This is a genomic window from Limnobacter sp. G6BE5S (assembly GCF_058448965.1).
This window is the reverse complement of sequence record NZ_JBZFLM010000003.1, coordinates 1-19438: the sequence shown is the minus strand read 5'-3', so window position 1 is coordinate 19438 and position 19438 is coordinate 1. Positions and strand designations below refer to the sequence as shown.

General features: G+C 53.7%; 23 protein-coding genes. 2 read left to right on the top strand and 21 right to left on the bottom strand.

Translation table 11 applies throughout. The annotated features are described in order from the left end of the window. Position 1: 1 nt before the first annotated feature. From fliQ to fliF, 12 genes are all read right to left on the bottom strand, one after another. The gene (gene fliQ, locus ACVL1J_RS05830; protein ID WP_159569831.1) at positions 2–271 is read right to left on the bottom strand and encodes a flagellar biosynthesis protein FliQ; all 270 of its coding nucleotides are present in this window, start codon (positions 269–271) and stop codon (positions 2–4) included. Between the two features lie 20 nt (positions 272–291). Then, complete coding sequence (fliP, locus tag ACVL1J_RS05825; protein ID WP_305773822.1) at positions 292–1056, bottom strand: flagellar type III secretion system pore protein FliP; 765 nt, start codon at positions 1054–1056, stop codon at positions 292–294. Continuing rightward, positions 1053–1562, bottom strand: a complete 510-nt coding sequence (fliO, locus tag ACVL1J_RS05820; RefSeq protein ID WP_341237581.1) for a flagellar biosynthetic protein FliO — start codon at positions 1560–1562, stop codon at positions 1053–1055. The genes fliP and fliO overlap by 4 nt, the downstream gene beginning before the upstream one ends. Before the next feature lie 22 nt (positions 1563–1584). Further along, positions 1585–2019, bottom strand: a complete 435-nt coding sequence (gene fliN, locus ACVL1J_RS05815) for a flagellar motor switch protein FliN (RefSeq protein WP_371717162.1) — start codon at positions 2017–2019, stop codon at positions 1585–1587. 46 nt (positions 2020–2065) lie between these two features. Next, on the bottom strand, positions 2066–3112 hold the full coding sequence (gene fliM / locus ACVL1J_RS05810) for a flagellar motor switch protein FliM (protein ID WP_159569837.1): 1047 nt from the start codon (positions 3110–3112) through the stop codon (positions 2066–2068). A gap of 16 nt (positions 3113–3128) precedes the next feature. After that, positions 3129–3647 (bottom strand): flagellar basal body-associated FliL family protein, encoded by a 519-nt coding sequence (locus ACVL1J_RS05805; RefSeq protein ID WP_341237580.1) that lies wholly within the window; start codon positions 3645–3647, stop codon positions 3129–3131. A 129-nt stretch (positions 3648–3776) separates the two neighbouring features. Continuing rightward, positions 3777–5309, bottom strand: a complete 1533-nt coding sequence (locus ACVL1J_RS05800; RefSeq protein WP_341237579.1) for a flagellar hook-length control protein FliK — start codon at positions 5307–5309, stop codon at positions 3777–3779. Further along, the gene (fliJ, locus tag ACVL1J_RS05795; protein WP_159569843.1) at positions 5306–5755 is read right to left on the bottom strand and encodes a flagellar export protein FliJ; all 450 of its coding nucleotides are present in this window, start codon (positions 5753–5755) and stop codon (positions 5306–5308) included. Before fliJ ends, ACVL1J_RS05800 begins: the two co-directional genes overlap by 4 nt. 15 nt (positions 5756–5770) lie before the next feature. Next, positions 5771–7177 (bottom strand): flagellar protein export ATPase FliI, encoded by a 1407-nt coding sequence (fliI, locus tag ACVL1J_RS05790; protein ID WP_159569845.1) that lies wholly within the window; start codon positions 7175–7177, stop codon positions 5771–5773. After that, the gene (locus ACVL1J_RS05785) at positions 7178–7918 is read right to left on the bottom strand and encodes a FliH/SctL family protein (RefSeq protein ID WP_159569847.1); all 741 of its coding nucleotides are present in this window, start codon (positions 7916–7918) and stop codon (positions 7178–7180) included. Beyond that, positions 7902–8903 carry a flagellar motor switch protein FliG gene (gene fliG, locus ACVL1J_RS05780; RefSeq protein WP_159569849.1) on the bottom strand — a complete coding sequence of 334 codons (1002 nt, stop codon included), beginning with the start codon at positions 8901–8903 and terminating at the stop codon, positions 7902–7904. Before fliG ends, ACVL1J_RS05785 begins: the two co-directional genes overlap by 17 nt. 36 nt (positions 8904–8939) lie before the next feature. After that, a complete protein-coding gene (fliF, locus tag ACVL1J_RS05775; RefSeq protein ID WP_236550853.1) occupies positions 8940–10655 on the bottom strand; it encodes a flagellar basal-body MS-ring/collar protein FliF in 1716 nt (571 codons plus the stop codon). 224 nt (positions 10656–10879) lie between these two features. On the opposite strand from fliF, the gene fliE reads away from it, so the two are divergent. Together fliE and ACVL1J_RS05765 are read left to right on the top strand one after the other, a co-directional pair. Beyond that, positions 10880–11203 (top strand): flagellar hook-basal body complex protein FliE, encoded by a 324-nt coding sequence (fliE, locus tag ACVL1J_RS05770; protein WP_159569851.1) that lies wholly within the window; start codon positions 10880–10882, stop codon positions 11201–11203. Positions 11204–11274: 71 nt separating this feature from the next. Beyond that, positions 11275–12813 carry a helicase HerA-like domain-containing protein gene (locus ACVL1J_RS05765; RefSeq protein ID WP_159569853.1) on the top strand — a complete coding sequence of 513 codons (1539 nt, stop codon included), beginning with the start codon at positions 11275–11277 and terminating at the stop codon, positions 12811–12813. 15 nt (positions 12814–12828) lie between these two features. Here the strand turns inward: ACVL1J_RS05765 and ACVL1J_RS05760 are convergent, their stop codons facing one another. From ACVL1J_RS05760 to ACVL1J_RS05720, 9 genes are all read right to left on the bottom strand, one after another. After that, positions 12829–13584 (bottom strand): flagellar brake protein, encoded by a 756-nt coding sequence (locus ACVL1J_RS05760; RefSeq protein ID WP_159569855.1) that lies wholly within the window; start codon positions 13582–13584, stop codon positions 12829–12831. After that, positions 13581–13868, bottom strand: coding sequence for an EscU/YscU/HrcU family type III secretion system export apparatus switch protein (locus ACVL1J_RS05755; protein ID WP_159569857.1), 288 nt, complete (start codon positions 13866–13868; stop codon positions 13581–13583). Before ACVL1J_RS05755 ends, ACVL1J_RS05760 begins: the two co-directional genes overlap by 4 nt. Then, a complete protein-coding gene (fliK, locus tag ACVL1J_RS05750) occupies positions 13858–15150 on the bottom strand; it encodes a flagellar hook-length control protein FliK (protein ID WP_341237577.1) in 1293 nt (430 codons plus the stop codon). Before fliK ends, ACVL1J_RS05755 begins: the two co-directional genes overlap by 11 nt. A 30-nt stretch (positions 15151–15180) precedes the next feature. Further along, positions 15181–15528, bottom strand: coding sequence for a flagellar protein FliT (locus ACVL1J_RS05745; RefSeq protein WP_159569861.1), 348 nt, complete (start codon positions 15526–15528; stop codon positions 15181–15183). Between the two features lie 26 nt (positions 15529–15554). Further along, on the bottom strand, positions 15555–15947 hold the full coding sequence (fliS, locus tag ACVL1J_RS05740; protein WP_159569863.1) for a flagellar export chaperone FliS: 393 nt from the start codon (positions 15945–15947) through the stop codon (positions 15555–15557). 98 nt (positions 15948–16045) lie between these two features. Next, a complete protein-coding gene (gene fliD / locus ACVL1J_RS05735; protein WP_341237576.1) occupies positions 16046–17695 on the bottom strand; it encodes a flagellar filament capping protein FliD in 1650 nt (549 codons plus the stop codon). 22 nt (positions 17696–17717) lie between these two features. Further along, the gene (locus ACVL1J_RS05730) at positions 17718–18062 is read right to left on the bottom strand and encodes a flagellar protein FlaG (RefSeq protein WP_341237575.1); all 345 of its coding nucleotides are present in this window, start codon (positions 18060–18062) and stop codon (positions 17718–17720) included. Between the two features lie 176 nt (positions 18063–18238). After that, positions 18239–19105: a flagellin N-terminal helical domain-containing protein gene (locus ACVL1J_RS05725; RefSeq protein ID WP_159569869.1), complete on the bottom strand. Its 867-nt coding sequence runs from the start codon at positions 19103–19105 to the stop codon at positions 18239–18241. 243 nt (positions 19106–19348) lie between these two features. After that, positions 19349–19438, bottom strand: a 90-nt coding sequence (locus ACVL1J_RS05720; RefSeq protein WP_491665264.1) for a flagellin, incomplete at its 5' end; no start/stop codon positions are given.

Sequence of the window (19438 nt, the reverse complement as noted above, 5' to 3'; positions counted from 1 at the left end):
TTTAGCCGATCACGGTGGGTATGCTCATGATCAAACGCTGTGTGTAGTCCACCAGGGTGGCCAGCATCCAGGGGCCGAGCAGCAACAGCGTGGCAAAAATACCCAGAATTTTCGGAATGAATGACAGGGTCATTTCATTGATTTGTGTGGCAGCCTGCAAAATACTGACCAGCAAACCCACCACCAGGGCCACGAGCAACAAGGGGCCCGACACCATCAGCATGGTTTCCAGTGCGGCCTGTCCCAAATTCAATACGGTTTGACTGTTCATGTGCGTGCACTCAATTCAGTTCAGGTTTCAAAGCTGGCCACCAGTGAGCCAACCAGCAGGGTCCATCCATCGACCAGCACAAACAGCATGATTTTGAAAGGCAGTGAAATCAACATGGGCGACAGCATCATCATACCCATGGACATCAGCACACTGGCGACAATCAGGTCGATGACCAGAAAGGGCAGAAAGATCATGAAGCCGATTTGGAAGGCTGTTTTCAATTCGCTGGTGACAAAGGCGGGGATCAATACGCGCAAGGGCACGTCTTGGGGATTCTCTACATTTTCCACTTTGCCCAGGCGCATGAAAAGCGCCAGGTCGGGTTCGCGGGTTTGTTTGAGCATGAAGTCTTTCATGGGCACGCTGGCCCGCTCGGTCATTTCCTGAAACTCGATTTCATTGTTGGAAAACGGCAGGTAGGCGTTTTCATACACGCGGTCAAACACCGGGGCCATGATGAAAAAGGTCAGGAACATGCTCAAGCCGATGATGACTTGGTTGGGTGGCGAGTTTTGTGTGCCCAAAGCCATGCGCAACAGCGACATGACGATCACAATGCGGGTGAAGCCCGTCATCATCAATAGCAATGCGGGCAGAAAGCTGAGGAAGGTGAAGAACAGCAGCGTTTGAATGGGCACACTGTAATTGGTGGTGCCGTTGGCACCTGGGCTTGCGGTAACGCCGGGCAGTACCTGTTGGGCTTGTGCCGCCTCGGGCATTGCCATGACTAGCAGCAATAGCAGCAGACCGAGGACCGTGAATTTACCTGCGAAGGTGTTCATTGTGATTTCACCTTGCCTGATTTCACACGTTCGAGCATTTTTGCAAAGTTGGCTGCAGGGTTCTGGATTTCATCCAGTTCAATGCTGCCCGCAGGCATGCTGTGCAAGGTGTTGATGCTGCTGCTGGTCATGCCCAGTACCAGCCAGGTGTCGCCGATTTCGACCAGTACAATTTTTTCGCGTGGCCCCAAGGCTGAGCTGGCCAGTACCTTGTAAAAGCCCCCTCGACGTTGCTGGTTGCCAATGCCCATGCGTTTCAACAACCAAACCAGCGCAAGCAGCAAGACCACCACAAACAGCAAGCCCAGTGTGGTTTGCAGCAGGTGGCCTGTCATTGGGTTGTCGGCTGCGCTTGTTACTGCGGGAGGAGCTGCTTCTTGTGCGCGAACTGCGCCATGAACCAGCCATGCCCCTGACAAGAACAAAAGGCGCATGCCTTTTGAAAAAGGGTTGCGCCTTGTGATCAATGTTCCCACCGTATTTGTATTTTTTTGTTGTAGTTGCATGCCTTTGTACTGCAAAGGGATATCAACGGTTGAGCTTTCTCAGACGCTCAGATGGCGTAATGATGTCGGTCAATCGGATACCAAATTTGTCATTCACGACGACCACTTCGCCCTGTGCGATCAGGTAGCCGTTCACCAGCACATCCATGGGTTCGCCAGCCAGGCCGTCCAGTTCAATCACGGAGCCCTGAGCCAGTTGCAGAATGTGCTTAATCGGTATCTTCGTCCGACCCAGCTCAACAGTCAACTGAACCGGGATGTCGAGAATCATGTCAATGTCGTTCTGCGTGCCTGAAGCCACACTTCCGGCAAATGGCTGGAACAGGCCAGAGGCAGGCTTTGCGTCGCTGGCCTGCGCAAACAGGTTGTCAGTGTCGCTGGTGCTGGTGGCGGTGGTACTGGCTTGTTCAGCCAGTGCTGCGGCCCAGTCGTCGGCTGCGTCGGTGGAGTCGGTCATGGTATCTACTTGCTGTTCAGACATGGTGTATTCCTTATCTTGATCGCTATTCGTGTGTTTTTTCAGGCTGCTTGGCTTCCTTGCTCAGCAAGGCCTCCAGGTTCAGCGCGTCGGCATGGGATTCATTACTGACCGCCAATACTTCTTCAACTTTAAGTGCGTACTGGCCACCACTGGTGCCGTAGCTGCAATTGAACACGGGCACATTGTCCACACGTGCTTCAATGACTTTGTCAATTTCGATCGGAATCACATCGCCAATGCGCAGTTCCATGATGTCAGCCACAGTCAGCTGTGTGCTGGCCAGACCTGCGACCAAATCCACTTCAGCCATTTGTACCTGCTTTTTCAGCATGGTGACCCAACGTTTGTCGGGCTCAGCCTGATCGCCTTGCATGCTGGAATACAGCAGATCGCGAATCGGCTCCATGGTGGAGTAGGGAATACAAATGTGAAGCGAGCCGCCGCCGGCACCCAGTTCAATTGAAAACGAGGTGGTCACCACAATTTCAGATGGCGTTGCAATATTGGCGAACTGCGTGTGCATTTCCGAGCGCAGGTATTCAGGCTTTAACGGAAAAACCGGTGCCCATGCTTTGACAAATTCTTCCCGAATGACCTCGAGCATGCGGGCAATGATCCGCTGTTCGGTTTGAGTGAAATCGCGACCTTCCACACGGGTGTGGAAACGGCCGTCGCCACCAAACAGGTTGTCGATCACCGCAAACACCAGGCTGGGGTCAAAAATGAACAAGGCATTGCCGCGCAAAGGCTTCATGGCCATGATGTTCAGGTTGGTGGGTACCACCAGGTTGCGAATGAATTCGTTGTACTTCAATACTTTCACGGGGCCGACAGAAATTTCCGGGCTGCGACGCATGAAGTTGAACAAGCCGATTCGAATTAAACGCGCAAAACGCTCGTTGATAATTTCAAGCGTGGGCATGCGGCCGCGAACGATCCGTTCTTGCGTGGCCAGGTTGTAAGGGCGAACGCCTTCTGCGGTCTCAGATGCGTCTTTCGTTTCTTCTTCGCCGTTGACACCTCTGAGCAGGGCATCGACTTCGTCTTGTGAAAGAAATTCTCCGGGCATGGCGCAAGGCTTCCTGTTACTGAATCACAAAGCTGGAAAAATGCACGTCGCGAATGCCGCGGGTGGGGTCTTGTGGATCGCCTTTGATCGTGACACGGGCCAGATCCACCAACTCATCCATCAACCGTTGTTTGCCCTCGATCGAGGTCAGGTTGCCAACATTCTTGCCAGACAAGACCAACAGGATACGGCTACGGATAACCGGGGTGTAGTTCTTGATTTCCTCGGCTTGCGCCGGGCCGTTCACTTCGTAAGTGATGCCAATTTGAAGATAGCGTGTGGTGTCTGGTTCGGCCAGGTTGACGACAAACTGATCCATTACGACAAAAGTGGGCGGGCCAAGGGGTTCTTGTACTTTTTCTTCAGCGGCACCGTCAGCACTTTTGCCACTTAGCAGAAAGAATGCTGCTGCACCGCCTGCGGCCAGCAGGGTCAATACGATTGCGAGAATCAGGATCAGTTTTTTCTTGGATCCTTTTTCGGGCGCTGCAGCCTCAGGGGCTGCTGCAGCGGGTGCCGGGGCGACTCTGGCCATGTGCTTAACTCCGTAAGTTCAAATGCTGTTGTGTGTCACTTTCAAACTCTATTGTGTCTGAAAGGTTTCCGAGCAAACCCCCGAAAAGCCGTGTTGTTTGGACTCAATTCATTAATCAGGCTTTGTTGGTCAGGCAAACAGGTCGAGCTTGCCTTCAGGTTTTCTGCTTGCAGCAGCAGGTGTCCCTGAATCCTGTTGCTCATTGTCGCCACCACCGCTGCGCTGGCCGTTGTTTTGGCCTTGCTGGCGGTTTTGCTCAAATTGCGCTTGACCTTGGTTACCCTGGCCTTGCGGGGTTGGCGTGTTGCCATGTTGAATCTGGACCTGGTTCAGTTGCAAACCGTTTTGGGCCAAAACTTCTTTCAGTCCGCCCAGGGCTTGCGTTAACAGGTTGGCCGATGCTTCATCTTGCGTGCGAATGACCAGTTGAACCTGCTGGCCTTTTTGCACCAGGCGCATGTTCATGGGGCCAAAACTTTCGGGATTCACGCGAATGTCCACGGTTGACAAGTTTTTGCCAATGGCCCATTGCACGGTTTGTCCAAGTTCTTTGGCAAAGCCTGGCTGATTTACGGGTGTTTTGATCAAGGCCTGCTGCGCGATACCCGTGGCGCTAGTGAGCCCATTGGTACCTGCCGCAATGCCAGTGCCTGTGTTCGAAGATTGCAAGCTGCCAGCCGCCAGAATTTTCTGGCCCACTTTCAAGCCTTCGTCCCCGAAGCCTTCACCCATGGCTTGTGCCTGTTGGGCAATTTGGGGTGCAATTTGCGCAGCCACCGCATTGGAGTTGCCTGTAGCGGCGGCGACGTTGGCCGTGGCTGCAGAATCATTGCGTACTTGTACCGTGCTGTTGGACAGCGCAGCCTCTGCTTTCAGCTGGGCTGTGGTTTTGATGTCTGGGCGTGTTTTGTCGGCGCCGACTTGCTCAGTCAAGGTGTTTTGTTCGGTGCCAGGCGTTGTGGCTGGCAAATCGGCTGGCTTGCTGCCTGTCGATGTGCTTAAGGGCAGTTCAGCGGCAAGGCCGGTTTTTCCGTCCAGTGGCTTTTCCTGGGCAGCAGACGGGATGGTGTTGCTGACCAATGAGATTTGCGTGTCTTGCTTGCTGCCGGAAGCTGCTTTGTTGGCCGCTTCATTCGCTGCTTCATTTGCTGTTTCTGGGGCCGTGCTGTTCTGCGCTGTTGTGGGTGCGTCAGTTGTCTTGGTTGTGTCGCTGGTGCTTGCCTTGCTTTCGGTTTTGTTTTCGGTAACTTTTTCTGTGATTTTTTCTGCTGTTTTTTCTGTCGCGCGCGGAGCGCTTTCAGGTGCGGCAGCCTGTTTTACGGGTTCAGTGTTCATAACAGCAGCGGGCGGTGCGGCTTGTTGCACCGGGGTGGTTTGCATCCAGTTGCGCTGTGCCCACACAGCTGTCTGAGCGGCCTGTGCTGCTTCTGCGTTGGCCGTGCTGTCACTGTTTTTTTTCGGTTTGTCCTGTTTGTACAAACTTTCCCGCAATTGGTTTTCAATGCTGTTTAGCTGGGCGTTGGGCGCAGATTGGCCCAGTGCTGAACTGAACAGGTCGTTGAAATTCAATTCGGATTCTTGTTTGCCCTGCTTGGGCTTGTTACCCGCTGTGGGGGTTTGAACCTTGTTGACATTGTTCATGGCTTGAGTGCTCGTGGTCATGAGGGTTCCCCTGCGGTGTGAACCCGGTAAATTCGCGCAGCAAATTCGTCATTCATTTTTTGATCACGTTTGTTTTCAAGTTTTGCCTGTTTCACTTTTTCACGTTCCACCAAGGCTTCAAATTTGCGCTGTTCGGCCAGGGCTTCTTGCCATTGGGTGCGCTGGTGGGCCAGGGTGGTGTTCAGGAATTCGATTTCACGGGTTTGCTGGGCCACGGCCTCACCAATTTTTCCGACAAAGGCCAATTGGTTGCGCAATTGTTGCCCTGTCATGCCAGTACTGGCTTTGTTGTGCATGCCACCCTCGCATTCGTCGCGGTAGGTTTGCAGCATGTTCAGTTTGTCTTGGCCCTGCACCAGCTTTTGCTGGGTGTTGGCCATGTTTCTGGCCAGGTTGTCGGCCTTTTCGCTGGCCTGTTCAATCAGGATTTGCAGCACATTGCTCATGGGCATCCAAGCGGTTTAGTGTTTGTCGTTTTTAAATTCGTTCGGAAATAACGATTGAAGGCCTGCCAGCGCTTCATCGAAACTTGCACTCTCTAACATTGACTGTTGCAGCAGGTTTTCAATCTTTGGATAAAGGGCCAAAGAATGGTCCAATTGCGGGTCTGCCCCCGGAGCGTAAGCGCCCACGGTGATCAGGTCGCGGTTGCGCTGCACTTTCGAGAAGGCAGCTTTCAGCCCTCGGGCGGCGTTCAGGTGGCCTGCGGGCACAATGTTGTGCATTGCCCTTGAAATGGACTGTTCAATGTCGATGGCAGGGTAGTGGCCGCTTTCGGCCAGTTGGCGCGACAGCACAATGTGGCCGTCCAGAATGGCTCGGGCCGCGTCGGCAATCGGGTCTTGCTGGTCGTCGCCTTCGGTCAGTACTGTGTAAAAGGCGGTAATGGAACCGCCGCCTTTTCGACCATTGCCTGCCCGTTCAACCAGTGTAGGCAGTTTGGCAAATACGCTGGGCGGGTAGCCTTTGGTGGCAGGGGGTTCGCCAATGGCCAGTGCAATTTCACGTTGTGCCATGGCGTAGCGGGTTAGTGAGTCCATGATCATTAGCACGTTGTGCCCTTGGTCACGGAAATGCTCGGCCACCACCTGGGTGTAGGCTGCGCCCTGCATGCGAAGCAGGGGGCTGACATCGGCAGGTGCAGCAATTACCACGCTGCGTTTCAAGCCTTCTTCACCCAGAATCTGTTCAATGAATTCCTTTACTTCACGGCCACGTTCGCCGATCAGGCCAACCACCACACGGTCGGCTTTGGTGTAGCGGGCCATCATGCCCAGCAACACCGATTTACCCACACCGGAACCGGCCATCAGGCCAATTCGCTGGCCACGCCCTACGGTAAGTAGTGCGTTGATTGCACGCACGCCCACGTCCATCGGTTCGGTAATGGGTTCGCGTTCCAGCGGGTTGATTGGGCGTGCCGCCAACGGGCTGCGTTTTTCGAATTTCAGTTCGCCCAAGGTATCAAGCGGGCGGCCATTGCTGTCAACCACTCGGCCCAGCAAGCTGTCGCCCACAGGCAGGTGTTTGGTTTTGTCTTCAGGCCTGCGCCAAGGGTGGGCTTTCACACCCAGTTTGGGGGCGATGGGGGGTGGTTCCTGTGCAACGACTTTGGCACCGGGTGTCATTCCGTGTACGTCGGTGGCAGGCATTAAAAACAGTTTGTCGCCGTTAAAGCCGACCACTTCAGCCTCAAGGGGTGGGGCGCCTTTTTGCATCACGGTGCACACGCTGCCCACCGGCAATTTCAAGCCCACTGCTTCCATCACCAAGCCAGCCACACGGGTCAGTTTGCCCGTGGCAATTTGGGGTTGGCTGTGTTCAACCAGAAACTTGCATTCGTCTATCCATTCCAGCAGGTCGGCCATTTATTCTGTGTCCTCAGGCGTCAGTGGATCGTCGCGGCCCAAGGCCTCAATGGCACGTAGCCAGCGGGTTTGCAGTGTGGCGTCGACTTCGCCTTCCGGGTGTTGAAGCAGGAAGCCACCTTGCAATTGTTTGGGGTCTTCGATCATGCGCAGGTTACCCAGCATTTGCTGATCGCCAAACTGCGCTTCAAGCACGCGAATCGTGTTGGGGTGAGCACGCAGGCTGACTGCTTTGCCGTGCAATTGCATGCTTTCCAACACCTGATTCAATAATTGGGCTGCCTGTTCGGGGTGCAACGCAAGTGTGTCGCCAATGACTTTTTTGCTGACCAGCACGGCCAGGTCAAGCAGCTTTTCTGAGAGTTCGCTCTTAAAGCGCTCGAACTCTTCTTCCATGGTGGTGGCAGCTTGAACCAGCACCACACGTTCGTTGTGTGCCGCGTTCCAGCCAGCCTCGTAGCCCAGTTGCTGACCACGTTCCTCCGCCTGTTTCAGGGTGTCTTTCTCGAGTTCCTCCAGCTGTTTCTCGCGGCGAGCCAGCGCTGCTTCCCATTCCTTCAAACGCAGTTCTTCTTCGGTAGGGGCCGGTGGCGGTACGCTGATTTCCTTCTGGTGTCGGTCGATTTCCGCCATCATGCGGTCAACCGGGTTTTCATAGCGTGAGCCAATCAATTCGACTGACCAGTTGGGCAATTCGGCTGCATCGAGGCCGCGAATAATGCGGTTAGATGAACGCATCATCTCCGCCTCCACCCAGTACCACTTCGCCAGCGTCGGCCAACTTGCGAGCCACTTTCAAGACATCTTTCTGCGCAGCTTCCACCTCGGAGAGGCGAACCGGACCACGACTTTCGAGATCGTCGCGCAGTGCTTCTGCCGCACGGCTGGACATGTTCTTGAATACTTTTTCGCGAATGGCTTCGTCGGCACCTTTCAGTGCAATGACCAGCAAATCACTTTGAACATCGCGCAGAATGCTTTGCATGCCACGGTCGTCAATGTCGAGCAGGTTGTCGAAGGTGAACATTTCATCCTGAATGCGCTGGCTGAGTTCGTTGTCGTATTCGCGGATGGTGTCGAGCACTGTTTTCTCGGAGGTTGTACCCACAAAGTTCAGAATCTCGGCCGCAGCCCGCACGCCACCCAGGGTTGTTTTCTTCAGCTTGTCGCCGCCTGCCAGCACCTTGGACAGCACATCGTTCAGTTCAAGCAATGCATTGGGTTGAATACCATCAATGGTGGCAATTCGCAGCACGACATCGCTGCGCAGTCGATCGACAAACAGGTTCAAAATGGCCGCGGCAAAATCGCGTTCAAGGTGAACCAGAATGGTGGCAATAATTTGAGGGTGTTCGTTTTTAATCAGTTCGGCCACTGTGCCCGGGTCCATCCACTTCAGGCCTTCAATGCCGGATGTGTCGCTGCCCTGCAAAATCCGGTCTAGCAAAAAGCCAGCCTTGTCTTCACCCAGGGCACGAGTCAACACGCTACGAATGTAAGCATCCGAGTCCAGGCCCAATGCACTTTGACTTTGCGCAATTTGCACCACTTCCCCCGCAATTTCTTCAATGCGGTCGATGGGTACATCCTTGGTTTTCGACATTTGTTGACCCAGCTTTTGAACTTCTTTGGGGCCCAGGTATTTGAATACTTCAGCTGCTTCTTCCTCGCCCAAGCTGAGCATCAGGATTGCGCCTTTCTGAATGCCGAGTTCGCTTTCTGCCATGGTGTTGATTCCTTGTAGTGCTTCTGCAGGCGGGCCTTAGCCGTTCTGTGTTTCGCCGTTGACCCAGTTTTTCACAATGCTGGCCACAATCTGTGGGTGCTCTTTGGCCAACTGGCGCAGCTTTTCCATTTTTTCCTGACGATTCATGCCGGGCAGGGAACCTTCGCGTTGCAGTTGCTCCAGAAGTTCGGCGTCGTTGTCGCCGCCCACCTGGTTGGCAAGCAAAGGCATGCGCTGGCCTGGCAGCAGTTCAGGGCCTTCGTCGAACAAATCAACATCGGCTGGTTTCATCATGGGGCGGAACAGGCCGAACACCAGGATGGCTGCAATCAGTGCAATACCAATTGGCATGCCCAGTGATTTCGCCAGGTCCATGGTTTCCTGTTGTGCCCACATGGGGATACTTGCTTCTTCAACCTTGGTGAAGGCCTGGTTCACCACATTCACGGCATCGCCGCGTTGTTCATCAAAGCCAATGGCCTGCTTCACCAAACTGTCCAGCTGGGTGATTTCTTCAGGTGTCAAAGGCACCTGGCGTGTTTCCCCTTTTGGATCGGTGATTGTTTTGAAGTTCACCACCACAGCGGCTGACAGGCGTTCAATTTTGCCCACCTGCGATTTGGTGTACTGAACCGACTTGTCCACTTCGTAATTGACGGTGGAGTCTTTGCGGCTGCTGTTGTTGGTTTGCGCTGGTGCATTGTTGCCATTGGCCAGTGCCTGTTGTGGGTTCTGACCAATATTGGCGGCGGCTTCCCCGGGTGGGGTGTTGGCCATTACGCCGGGAATGCCCTGCGGGTTGGCGTTGCTGCTGCCGTCATTGGACTCGCTGATTTGCTGGCTGCGAATGGTGGCTTGCGTGGTATCGCCGTTGGGTTTGTAAATTTCGTCGGTGCGCTCGGACGTGGAGTAATCCATGTTGGCGGTTACGGTGGCGCGTACGTTTTCGCTGCCGAATACAGGGGTCAAAATGTCAACAATTCGACTGGTCAGGCTTTGTTCAATTTGGTTGGTGTAGGCCAGTTGTGTGGGGTTCAAGCCGCTTTCAAGTTGTGTTTTGCCGGTTAGCAAGCGACCTGACTGGTCAACAATGCTGACATCTTCCGGGTTCATGCCGGGCAGGCTGGAGGCCACCAGGTGAACAATGCCGTTGATTTGGGGCTCAGACAGGGTGCGACTGCCAAACAGGTTTAGCACAATGGATGCGCTGGGGGTTTGTTTTTCACGAATGAAAATAGACGGCTTGGGAATGGCCAAATGCACGCGTGCACTTTGCACCGCTGAAATGGACTGAATGGAGCGAACCAGTTCGCCTTCCAGCGCGCGTTGGTAATTGACTTGTTCCTGAAACTGGGTGATACCCAGCTTTTGGTTGTCCATGGCTTCGAAGCCGCTCACGCTGCCTTTGGGCAGGCCTTGGCTGGCCAGGGCCAGGCGGGTGTCGTACACCTTGTCAGAAGGCACCAGAATGGCGGTACCTGCTGTGTTGAACTCGTAGGGCACCTTCATTTGGGTCAGCGCTTCAACTATGGCACCACCGTCCTGGTCGTTCAGGCCACTGAACAGCACGCGGTAGCTGCTCTGGTTGGCCCACATCAGCAGCGAGGCCAGCACCGCGATCAACAGGGGCACGCCGATCAGCACACCCATTTTGTTTTTCTGGGGCAGTGTTGCGAAACGTTGCTGCATATTGGTAATCGGGTTGTTGCCAACCGGGCCGATCACTTCGGGGCTGCTGAGAGCTTCTGCCATGTAATACCTGCATGTGGGTTAAATATTGTTCTACCCATGCATTGTGCTTGGGCCGGTGCGCAAGCAATTCGGTAAAAAGGGGCCTTTAACGGCACCTATTTCAAAAACTTGAGGGTGGTGTTTAAAAAATAAGGGGGGTTTTGCCCCCTGTTCGCGGCAATGGCTTGCCCCACTTGCCTGTACAAAGAGAGGGTACAAACAATAATTCCGCGTTGGAGTATTTCATGATCGAGAAAATGGGGGCCGTAAGTGGCCTGTTAAGCAGTGCGGTAACCGATGCGATCAAAAGCCCGTCGCTGACCAATAAGCCGCAGGCGCTGGATCAGGCCTCGTTTGCTGATGCCATTGCCAAGGCCCTGGAAAGCGCGAGCCTGTCAGCAGACAAGGCGGCTGAACTGGGCAAGCGTTTGCAGATGGATGACCCCACTGCGTCGATTGAAGAATCCGTGATTGCATCGAATATGTCATCGCTGCAGTTCACAGCGGTGGTTCAGACCCGCAATAAAATTCTGCAAGCCTACAACGACATCATGAACATGCCTGTGTAATGTTCTGAATTCCAGACAGGCTGTGGCACAATCCAATTCATTGAATCCTCACATGAATTGGAGCCCGGCCCATGATTTCACCTTTTCCGATTGCCCGCGACAACCGTGCTGAAACAGCAGCCGACCTGGTCATGCTGCCTCAGTTGGCCAACCGGCATGGTTTGATTACAGGTGCAACCGGTACGGGTAAAACAGTGACCTTGCAGGTGCTGGCTGAAGCGTTTTCACGCGTTGGCACACCTGTGTTTATGGCCGATGTGAAGGGTGACCTTACCGGCATTTCCCAGCCTGGAAAAACCTCTCCGAAATTCGAAGAACGCATGAAAATGACCGGTATTCCCGTGCCGGAGTTTGCAGGCAGCCCCGTGACATTGTGGGATGTATTTGGCGAACAGGGCCACCCGGTGCGGGCCACCATTTCCGACATGGGACCTTTGTTGTTGGGTCGTTTGCTGGGTTTGAATGACACTCAGGAAGGCGTGCTGAACCTGGTTTTCAAAATTGCCGACGACAACGGCATGTTGTTGCTTGATCTGAAAGACCTGCGCGCCATGCTTCAGTACGTGGGCGAAAACGCCAAGCAGTTCACCACGGAGTACGGCAATGTTTCTTCAGCCTCTGTGGGGGCGATTCAACGTGGCTTGCTGGCCCTGGAAGGGCAGGGTGCCGACAAGTTTTTCGGTGAACCCATGCTGAACATTGATGACTTGATGCAAACCGATTCGAATGGACGCGGCATCATCAATATTCTGGCGGCCAATCAGTTGATGAATTCACCGAAGTTGTACGCCACCTTTTTGCTGTGGTTGTTGTCTGAGTTGTTTGAGAATTTGCCGGAAGTGGGTGATGTCGAGAAACCCAAAATGGTGTTTTTCTTTGACGAGGCGCACCTGCTGTTTACCGACGCACCCAAGCCCTTGATTGAGAAAGTGGAGCTGGTGGTTCGCCTGATTCGTTCCAAAGGCGTGGGCGTTTATTTCGTGACACAAAATCCATTGGATGTTCCCGATTCTGTGTTGGGGCAACTGGGCAACCGGGTTCAGCATGCCTTGAGGGCATTCACACCGCGCGATCAAAAGGCAGTGAAAGTGGCCGCTGAAACCATGCGCCCGAATGCAGGTTTGGACATTGAGGCTGCCATTACCGAATTGGGTGTGGGCGAGGCGCTGGTCAGTTTTCTCGACCCGAAGGGCACGCCCAGCCCCACTTGCCGCGCCTGGGTTTATCCACCCGCCAGCAAGTTTGGCCCGGCCAGCCCGGAGCAGTGCAAGGAATTGATTGCCAATTCACTGGTGGCGGGTGTGTATGAAAAAACAGTTGATCGTGAGTCAGCATTTGAGATGCTGAAAGCGCGCACAGAAACAGCAATGGCAGCTCAGGATGCAGCTGAAACACCTGCTGCCAAAGGCACTCAGACCGCCGAGGAAAAAAGCACGCTGAGTGGTTTGGGTGACATGTTGTTTGGCACCAGTGGCGCAGGTGGGCGAAAGCGCCAAAGCGTGGCTGAGAGCATGGCCAAGAGTGCTGCCCGCAGCATCGGTTCACAGGTCGGCCGTGAGCTGATGCGCGGTATTCTGGGTTCCCTGTTGGGGGGCAGCAAGCGCCGTTGATCGGTGCTTGATTGTTTAGTCGATCGAATGCAAGTTCGCGCGTTGTCTGCGTTCGGTTGCCAATAGAAACCGTTGCAGGCGACGCTCGGCGCCCCGCTCAAGGGTTTTCATTTCACATCCAAGTTGCACCATCTCGGGGTGATCTGCCAAAGGCTTGATGTTGCGTACCACCAAGTCCACCAGCATGCTGCCTTGGCCATCGGGCAGGGTCAGGCGAACATCGTTCATCACATCTCCGGCCTGATGCAGGCTGGGTGCTGTTTGCAGGCACACGCCGCAGCCTGCCAGGCTGATGTCGATCAGGCTGACATGGCCAGCAACTGCCGGTATTTCAAGTTTCACTTGTGCGTTCAGTTCTTCGTCAGCCATCACCCGGAAGTAATTGCGACGTTGCAGTCGAACGATTGTTTTGGGTATGGCAATTCGCAAGGCATCGGCACCTTGATACTGGCTTTGCAAAATTCCCATGCCGGCAAACTGCACTTTGACGCCATCGGGAAAGCTGACCATGACATAAGCCGTAGACGCGTTGCAATTGGCGCTGAGTGATTTTTCATACGGCGTGCCCAACCAGATCAGGCCAGCCGACCAGTCGATGTTCAATATTTCGGTGACAAACTGTGTGTGATCTGATTGCAGGTAAACGTACAGTTCATGTTCGTCCTCCTCAATGGTGTTGAGGAGTTTTCGCAGTGTGGGTTCTGCACTCAAACTGAATTCTTCAAGCAGTTTTTGATCGCGTTCTGGTGCAATGCTGGTGTTTTGACTCATGGCTTTCCCTCTGTACTAAATTCTTTGTTTTCTATTTGATACACCCAGGCCAACAATTCTGCAATGGCCTGGTACAGGCCGGGAGGAATTTGTTGATCCAGGTCGACATTCATTAACAGCGAGACCAGTTCTCGGCTTTCATGAACAAACACCCCCGATTCTTTCGCTTTCTGGATAATTTGTTCTGCAATCAAGCCTTGGCCTTTGGCCACCACTTTGGGTGCGCCAGAGTGTTCGAGGTAGGCCAATGCAACAGCCTGCTGGGGGCTCAGTTTATTCGCCAATTTCGAGCCCCGTGGGTACCATGAACTGACCGTGAACCAGTTTCAAACCTTTGTCATCCATGGCGCGCCGGAAGGTTTGCCAGTGGGGATCAATCGCCTGTTTGCTGTGTGCGGGCCCGGTAATTTGTACATCGCATTGTGAACCTATCATGCGCACCCGAACATTCAGCTCACCCAAATGAGCCATGTCCAGTTTCAGGCGTGCAATCCAGGGGCGGGCTGCTTCCTCGCTGCTTTGCTCGTCTTTGTCGGGCGCTTCCTCGGTGTCGGGTTCAATGTCAATTTGAACCGGGTGCCCCAGCAAACCGCTCAGCGCCAATGAAATCCGGTTGCTTTCGAGTGCCGCAAGTTGTGCGGTCACCAGTTTCACGGATTGATCAACTGCGGCCGGGTTCAAGCCTTTTTCGGAAATGACCTGGTCTTGTCCAAACCGGGCCTGGGGTTCTTTTGCAATTTGATCGGTGCTGCGCTGCCCGTTGGCCCACTGCTGCAAATGCGATTCATAAAACAGCCCGCTGTTTTCAACTGCAGCACTGACCTGTTTGGCCAACACGCCAGCCAGGCTGTTGTTCAGGTTGTTTGCCGCGTTCACCGCTTGGGCTTGTTGAGCGGGGGGCTTAGCTGCGCCCTGAACTGTGCCTTGGGTTGTACTCGGAATCAGCGCACGGGAATTGGGCGTTGCATTGTCAGGTTCGGCCAGCAAGGCGCCAGGCACAGTGGTGGTCTGTGTTGGAAACTGGGTGCTTAACTGCTTCAGGCTGGTCATCACCGTGGTAGAGACTTGCGTGGGCGAACCTTGCCCCAATCGTTCAAGCAAACCAATCAATCGTGCTGTGCCTGAAAGCCGGTCCACAAAACTGGGTGAGTCTTGTGCCTCGCCATCGTCTGCCGTTGCTGGCAGTGTAGTCAGCAGGTTGCGGGCATCGGCTATTTTTTTGCCGCCACTGGTGCCACCTGCCGATAAATCGTCGCCTTTGTTGGACAAGGCAAAGGCGACTGTGACCATTTCGCCAGCCGTCAGTGAACGCCCCGGTGGCAACTTCACTTGAATGTTTTGCCCTGCAAACTCAAGTTCTGCCTCGTTGCCGGGGCCACCTTTGACCACACGAACCAGGGCGGTTTGACCGGCCAGTTGTTGGGCTTGGGGCAGGGGAAGCTGACGGGTCAGTATGGCAACCACAGGCGCAATCTCGCCTTTGCCAGAACTGACCCGGTCACCCGGATTGGATTGGAGAAGGGAGTTGACGTTGGGTGGAGCCGATTTAACCGGGGTTAATGTCATGTCTCACACCCGTTGCTTTAGCGCAATGGCTTAGTTGGATCCGTAAGAGTTGCTGAGTTTCTGCGAGTTGTTGGCTGCGCGAAGAAATTCTTCCAACTGCTTAAGGCGGGGTTCAGTGATGTCGCGAATTGCCGCGTCGTCGGCCAGAATCTTTTTCAGATAGCCAATGTGCTGACTGCGTTCTTTTTCATTCAATTCGGTTTGTTGTGCTTCCTTGATGACTTGTAGCTCATGGATCAGCCTTGAGCACTGCTCTTCTGCAGCACACAATTCATCCCAATCGCCCGCCTTGGCTGAATCAAGCATGATTTGGCTTTGATTCGCGATGGCGGCGTACAGCTTCATGATTGCACCGTTGTTGTCTGTCGCAAAGATCATGGTCGAGAGCGGTCCTAAGTAGGTTGTTATGGTTTGGAGGCAGTTTGGCCGATTTCCAGCCAGGCACTGCGCAGGTCATCGAGCAAAGCAATGCAGGTGTCCATGCGTTCCGGGCTGTTCTGAACGTTTGCCAGAATCAGTTCTTTGCCAATGTAGTCGTACAGTGAAAGCAGCTGCTCAGCCAACGCACCGCCGGCATTGACGTCTAGCGAGGCAGTCAATCCGTCTTTGATGATGCGTAGGGCTTTGTCCACCGATTTGGTTTTCATCTCGATGTTTTGCATTTCCAGATAAATTTTGGCCTTTCGAATAGCCTCGATGGCTCCTTCGTAAAGCATTACAATGAGGCCGTGTGGAGAGGCACTGTTGATGCCGGTTTCCAGTCCTACTTGTGCGTATGCTTTTGCGCCGTACATCATGGTGCGTTCACTTGGTAATTTGTCTTAAACAAATAGTAGGGTCTGTGCCCCCTGTTTGATCTGACTAAAAACAGGGGTTTTAGGGCACAGTTCCTCGCTTACCGCTGTTGTGCAAGTGCAGCCAGTTGCTGGCTTAGGTAAGCACTGGTTTGCTGCATGCTGGCCAGCATGGTGTCCAGTGCTGTAAATTGCGCGCGGTAGCGCTTTTCAACCTGTTCAAGCCGAAGATTGATTCGGTCTTCCTGAGTGTCGAGACGCTTTTTTCGGCTGTTCAAGCCGTCGGTGCGGGAAACCAGTGCGCCGCCTTCATCGGACAGGCTGCCGATCCAGTCGCTTAACCTTTCGGCCAAGCCCTTGCTGAATGTAATTGTGCCCATGTCGCCGGCGGCACCTTGTGCCACTGAAAATTGCAAGCCCTCGCTGGCTTCACCGGTGGCACCCGTCAGCACGCTACCAATGCCTGTGCCCGCTACGCCGTTGATGGTGCCCGCCACGGTGTTGCTCCCATCGTATGCGGTGCTGATGTTGATGGCGTAGGTGCCTTCCAGTGTTTTTGTATCGGCCCCTACAAATTTGATCCGTGCATCCGTTGTTGTGGCCGTGTTGGTAAATACTTTTTCCAGAATGGATGGATTGGCCGCCACGGCTGCGTCAAGTTTGGTTTTGTCCAACGACAGCACGCCGTCTTTGTCGAAGTTCAAACCAATGTCGCTCAAGCCGATTCCGTATTGGGCCACCTGTTCACGCAGAATGTTTCGCATACCGCGTTCCAGGGTCGATGGTGTGGTTTCTTTCGACAGGGTGGCGTCTTTTTGTTGCTGGTCTTTCAGATTGCCGCGAATTTTATTGTAAGCAGCAACAAAGCCGTCGAGCGTGGTTTTCAGGGCACCATCGTCCAGGGCCACTTCAATGTTCACAGGGGCGGTGGTGATTGCTTTCAGGTTCAGTGTCAGGCCTGCTACCGCATCGGTCACTGTGTTGCTGGCTTTGCTCACAGCCAGGTTGTTGATCGTGAAGTTGGCGTTCTGCGCCACTTGCAATGATTCTGCATTCTTGCCAGCACCCGCTGCGGCGGTTGGGTCATAGGCTAGCATGGACAAGCCAGCGGCGTCGGTGTTGGTGCCGTCGGCATCGCTCACTTCCAGCTTGAAGCCATTGACTGCGCCAGTCTCTTTACTGGTTAACACCAAGCGCGAACCTGTGCCGTCATTGACGATGGATGCGGTCACTCCCGCATTGGCATCGTTAATCGCTTGTTTGATGCCATCCAGCGTTTGCTGACCCTCACCAATGTTGATTGTTACCGGCGTTTTTGCGGCATTGTCGGTAAAGGTGTTTGTGGCGGAATCGTAGCTGCCCAAAGTCAGGGTAAGGCTGCCGGTGCCTACAATGCTGTCTGATGTGGCCACGCTGGGTGCTGCCACGCTTTGTGCTTTGGCAAGCTGGCTGACCTGGATGCTGTAGCTGCCCTTGGCGGCGGACGAACTGGCCGTGGCGGAAACAACTTTGTCGTCACTTGACGTTGTTTTCAGCGGATTCAGGTTGCTCAAGTTGCTTAGTTTGTCAGCGGACGCTTTTAGATCTGCAAACGAATTTTTGATGATGCCGTAGATCGAAATTTTGGTGTTGATCGCTGTGCGTTCTTGTGTGACCTTGGTCAGTGGAATTCGCTCGGCGGCCATCAGGGAGCGAATAATGCCCTCAATGTCGAGTCCCGAACCGATACCTGCGGATGAAATTCCAACCATGACTTGTTCCCCTTATTGCGTTCTATGCTTCGCGAGACATTAAAACGCCTTGCATTTTTTCGATGGCTTTTGCGATTTTAAGCATTTCAACCGATGGAATTTGTTTCAATATTTCCTGGGTTTCCCGATCGACGATTTGAACGATCGGTTTGCCATTGTCGCTGTCGACAAGAAATTTCAGATTGGACTGGTTGCTCGTCAGGGCCGCATTTGCTTTCTGAACCACTTCAATCAATTCACCCACGCTTAGCTCGGCCTGCCTGCCCATTGGCGGCTTGACCTCCGTGTTTTGAACCGGTTTGGTGTTCATTGCGTCCTGCGGTTTTTGCAGGGCTGTTGCGTAATCAACCATGTTTGAAATATTCATTTTCGCCACCTTTGCGAATTTTACGAGGCCAAGACAAGCCCCCATGTCTTGATTAACGGCAGGTTTCGGGGTTTTCTTTAGCGTTAAAAAGCCCGGTGAGCTTGGTTCACCGGGCTTTTTATTTGATTTGAACCCACTTTTGGTGGATTCTGGTCAGTGATCAGACTAGGTCTGAATTAACGCAGCAAGCTCAACACGTTGTTGGGCAGCTGGTTGGCCTGGGCCAACATGGCGGTACCAGCCTGCTGAAGAATCTGCGCACGGGTCAGGTTTGCAGTTTCCTTGGCGAAGTCGGCGTCCATGATACGGCCACGGGCAGAGCTCAAATTGGCGCTGGTTGTTTCCAGTGAGGAAACAACCTGGTCCAGTCGGCTTAAGCCAGCACCGGTTGTGGCACGCAGGTTGGTGATGTCGTTGATTGCGGTGTCGATTTCCGTAATCGCGGTTGTGGCGTTGGCCACGGTGTCCACGCCACCGAATGCGGTCACGATTGCAGCCTGAGTTGCGCCACCCAGGGTGGTTTGCAAATCATTGCCTGCGGCTGTACCGGTGTCGGTCAGGTTCACGCTCAGGGTGTCGGAGGCCACGTTGCCCGAACCAATTTGCAGGTCCACGGTTTTGTTGGCTGCTTCAAACACGTTGTTGCCGTTGAATGTGGTGCCTGTGGCAACACGACCCACTTCGTTGGCCAGTTCGGTGTATTCGCGGTTCAGGTTGGCGCGGTCGGTGTCGTTCAATGTGCCGTTTTTGGCTTGAACACCCAATTCACGCATACGCTGCAGGTTGTCACCGATTTTGCCCAGTGCGCCATCGGCCACTTGCAACAGTGAAACGCCATCGTTGGCATTGCGTGCAGCTACATCAAAGCCGCGGATTTGTGCGGTCATGCGTTCTGCAATGGCCAGGCCGGCAGCATCGTCTTTGGCGCTGTTAACACGCAAACCGGATGACAGACGGGCAATTGAAGTTTCAAGGGAACTGGCAGACTTGCTCAGATTGTTTTGTGCGCCAAGTGATGGCGTATTTGTGTTGATACCTAACATTTAGGACCTCCTAGCGGTTGAATTGACAAATCCTTTGTGAAGGGGTTTGTCGCTTTGGGTTAATTAACCCTTGTGCAGTTTCTTTTACTGACAATTCGATTAACGGAGGTTTTTAGTCAAACTTAAATAAATTAATTAAATAATTTAAATGATTTTTAATGCGGCTTAAAATGCGAAAAGATTATCCTGCCAGAAAGGCAGGATAATCCGGTACTAATTATGATAAGCGGTTTTTTTATTTCATTACTGCAACAGGCTCAGCACGTTGTTGGGCAACTGGTTGGCCTGGGCGAGCATGGCGGTGCCAGCCTGCTGCAAGATCTGTGAGCGGGT

Bases quoted from the DNA above. Each gene is read 5' to 3' on its own strand.
- fliQ (WP_159569831.1), bottom strand. From the start codon at position 271: ATGAACAGTCAAACCGTATTGAATTTGGGACAGGCCGCACTGGAAACC.
- fliP (WP_305773822.1), bottom strand. From the start codon at position 1,056: ATGAACACCTTCGCAGGTAAATTCACGGTCCTCGGTCTGCTGCTATTG.
- fliO (WP_341237581.1), bottom strand. From the start codon at position 1,562: ATGCAACTACAACAAAAAAATACAAATACGGTGGGAACATTGATCACA.
- fliN (WP_371717162.1), bottom strand. From the start codon at position 2,019: ATGACCGACTCCACCGACGCAGCCGACGACTGGGCCGCAGCACTGGCT.
- fliM (WP_159569837.1), bottom strand. From the start codon at position 3,112: ATGCCCGGAGAATTTCTTTCACAAGACGAAGTCGATGCCCTGCTCAGA.
- ACVL1J_RS05805 (WP_341237580.1), bottom strand. From the start codon at position 3,647: ATGGCCAGAGTCGCCCCGGCACCCGCTGCAGCAGCCCCTGAGGCTGCA.
- ACVL1J_RS05800 (WP_341237579.1), bottom strand. From the start codon at position 5,309: ATGACCACGAGCACTCAAGCCATGAACAATGTCAACAAGGTTCAAACC.
- fliJ (WP_159569843.1), bottom strand. From the start codon at position 5,755: ATGAGCAATGTGCTGCAAATCCTGATTGAACAGGCCAGCGAAAAGGCC.
- fliI (WP_159569845.1), bottom strand. From the start codon at position 7,177: ATGGCCGACCTGCTGGAATGGATAGACGAATGCAAGTTTCTGGTTGAA.
- ACVL1J_RS05785 (WP_159569847.1), bottom strand. From the start codon at position 7,918: ATGATGCGTTCATCTAACCGCATTATTCGCGGCCTCGATGCAGCCGAA.
- fliG (WP_159569849.1), bottom strand. From the start codon at position 8,903: ATGGCAGAAAGCGAACTCGGCATTCAGAAAGGCGCAATCCTGATGCTC.
- fliF (WP_236550853.1), bottom strand. From the start codon at position 10,655: ATGGCAGAAGCTCTCAGCAGCCCCGAAGTGATCGGCCCGGTTGGCAAC.
- fliE (WP_159569851.1), top strand. From the start codon at position 10,880: ATGATCGAGAAAATGGGGGCCGTAAGTGGCCTGTTAAGCAGTGCGGTA.
- ACVL1J_RS05765 (WP_159569853.1), top strand. From the start codon at position 11,275: ATGATTTCACCTTTTCCGATTGCCCGCGACAACCGTGCTGAAACAGCA.
- ACVL1J_RS05760 (WP_159569855.1), bottom strand. From the start codon at position 13,584: ATGAGTCAAAACACCAGCATTGCACCAGAACGCGATCAAAAACTGCTT.
- fliK (WP_341237577.1), bottom strand. From the start codon at position 15,150: ATGACATTAACCCCGGTTAAATCGGCTCCACCCAACGTCAACTCCCTT.
- ACVL1J_RS05745 (WP_159569861.1), bottom strand. From the start codon at position 15,528: ATGATCTTTGCGACAGACAACAACGGTGCAATCATGAAGCTGTACGCC.
- fliS (WP_159569863.1), bottom strand. From the start codon at position 15,947: ATGATGTACGGCGCAAAAGCATACGCACAAGTAGGACTGGAAACCGGC.
- fliD (WP_341237576.1), bottom strand. From the start codon at position 17,695: ATGGTTGGAATTTCATCCGCAGGTATCGGTTCGGGACTCGACATTGAG.
- ACVL1J_RS05730 (WP_341237575.1), bottom strand. From the start codon at position 18,062: ATGAATATTTCAAACATGGTTGATTACGCAACAGCCCTGCAAAAACCG.
- ACVL1J_RS05725 (WP_159569869.1), bottom strand. From the start codon at position 19,105: ATGTTAGGTATCAACACAAATACGCCATCACTTGGCGCACAAAACAAT.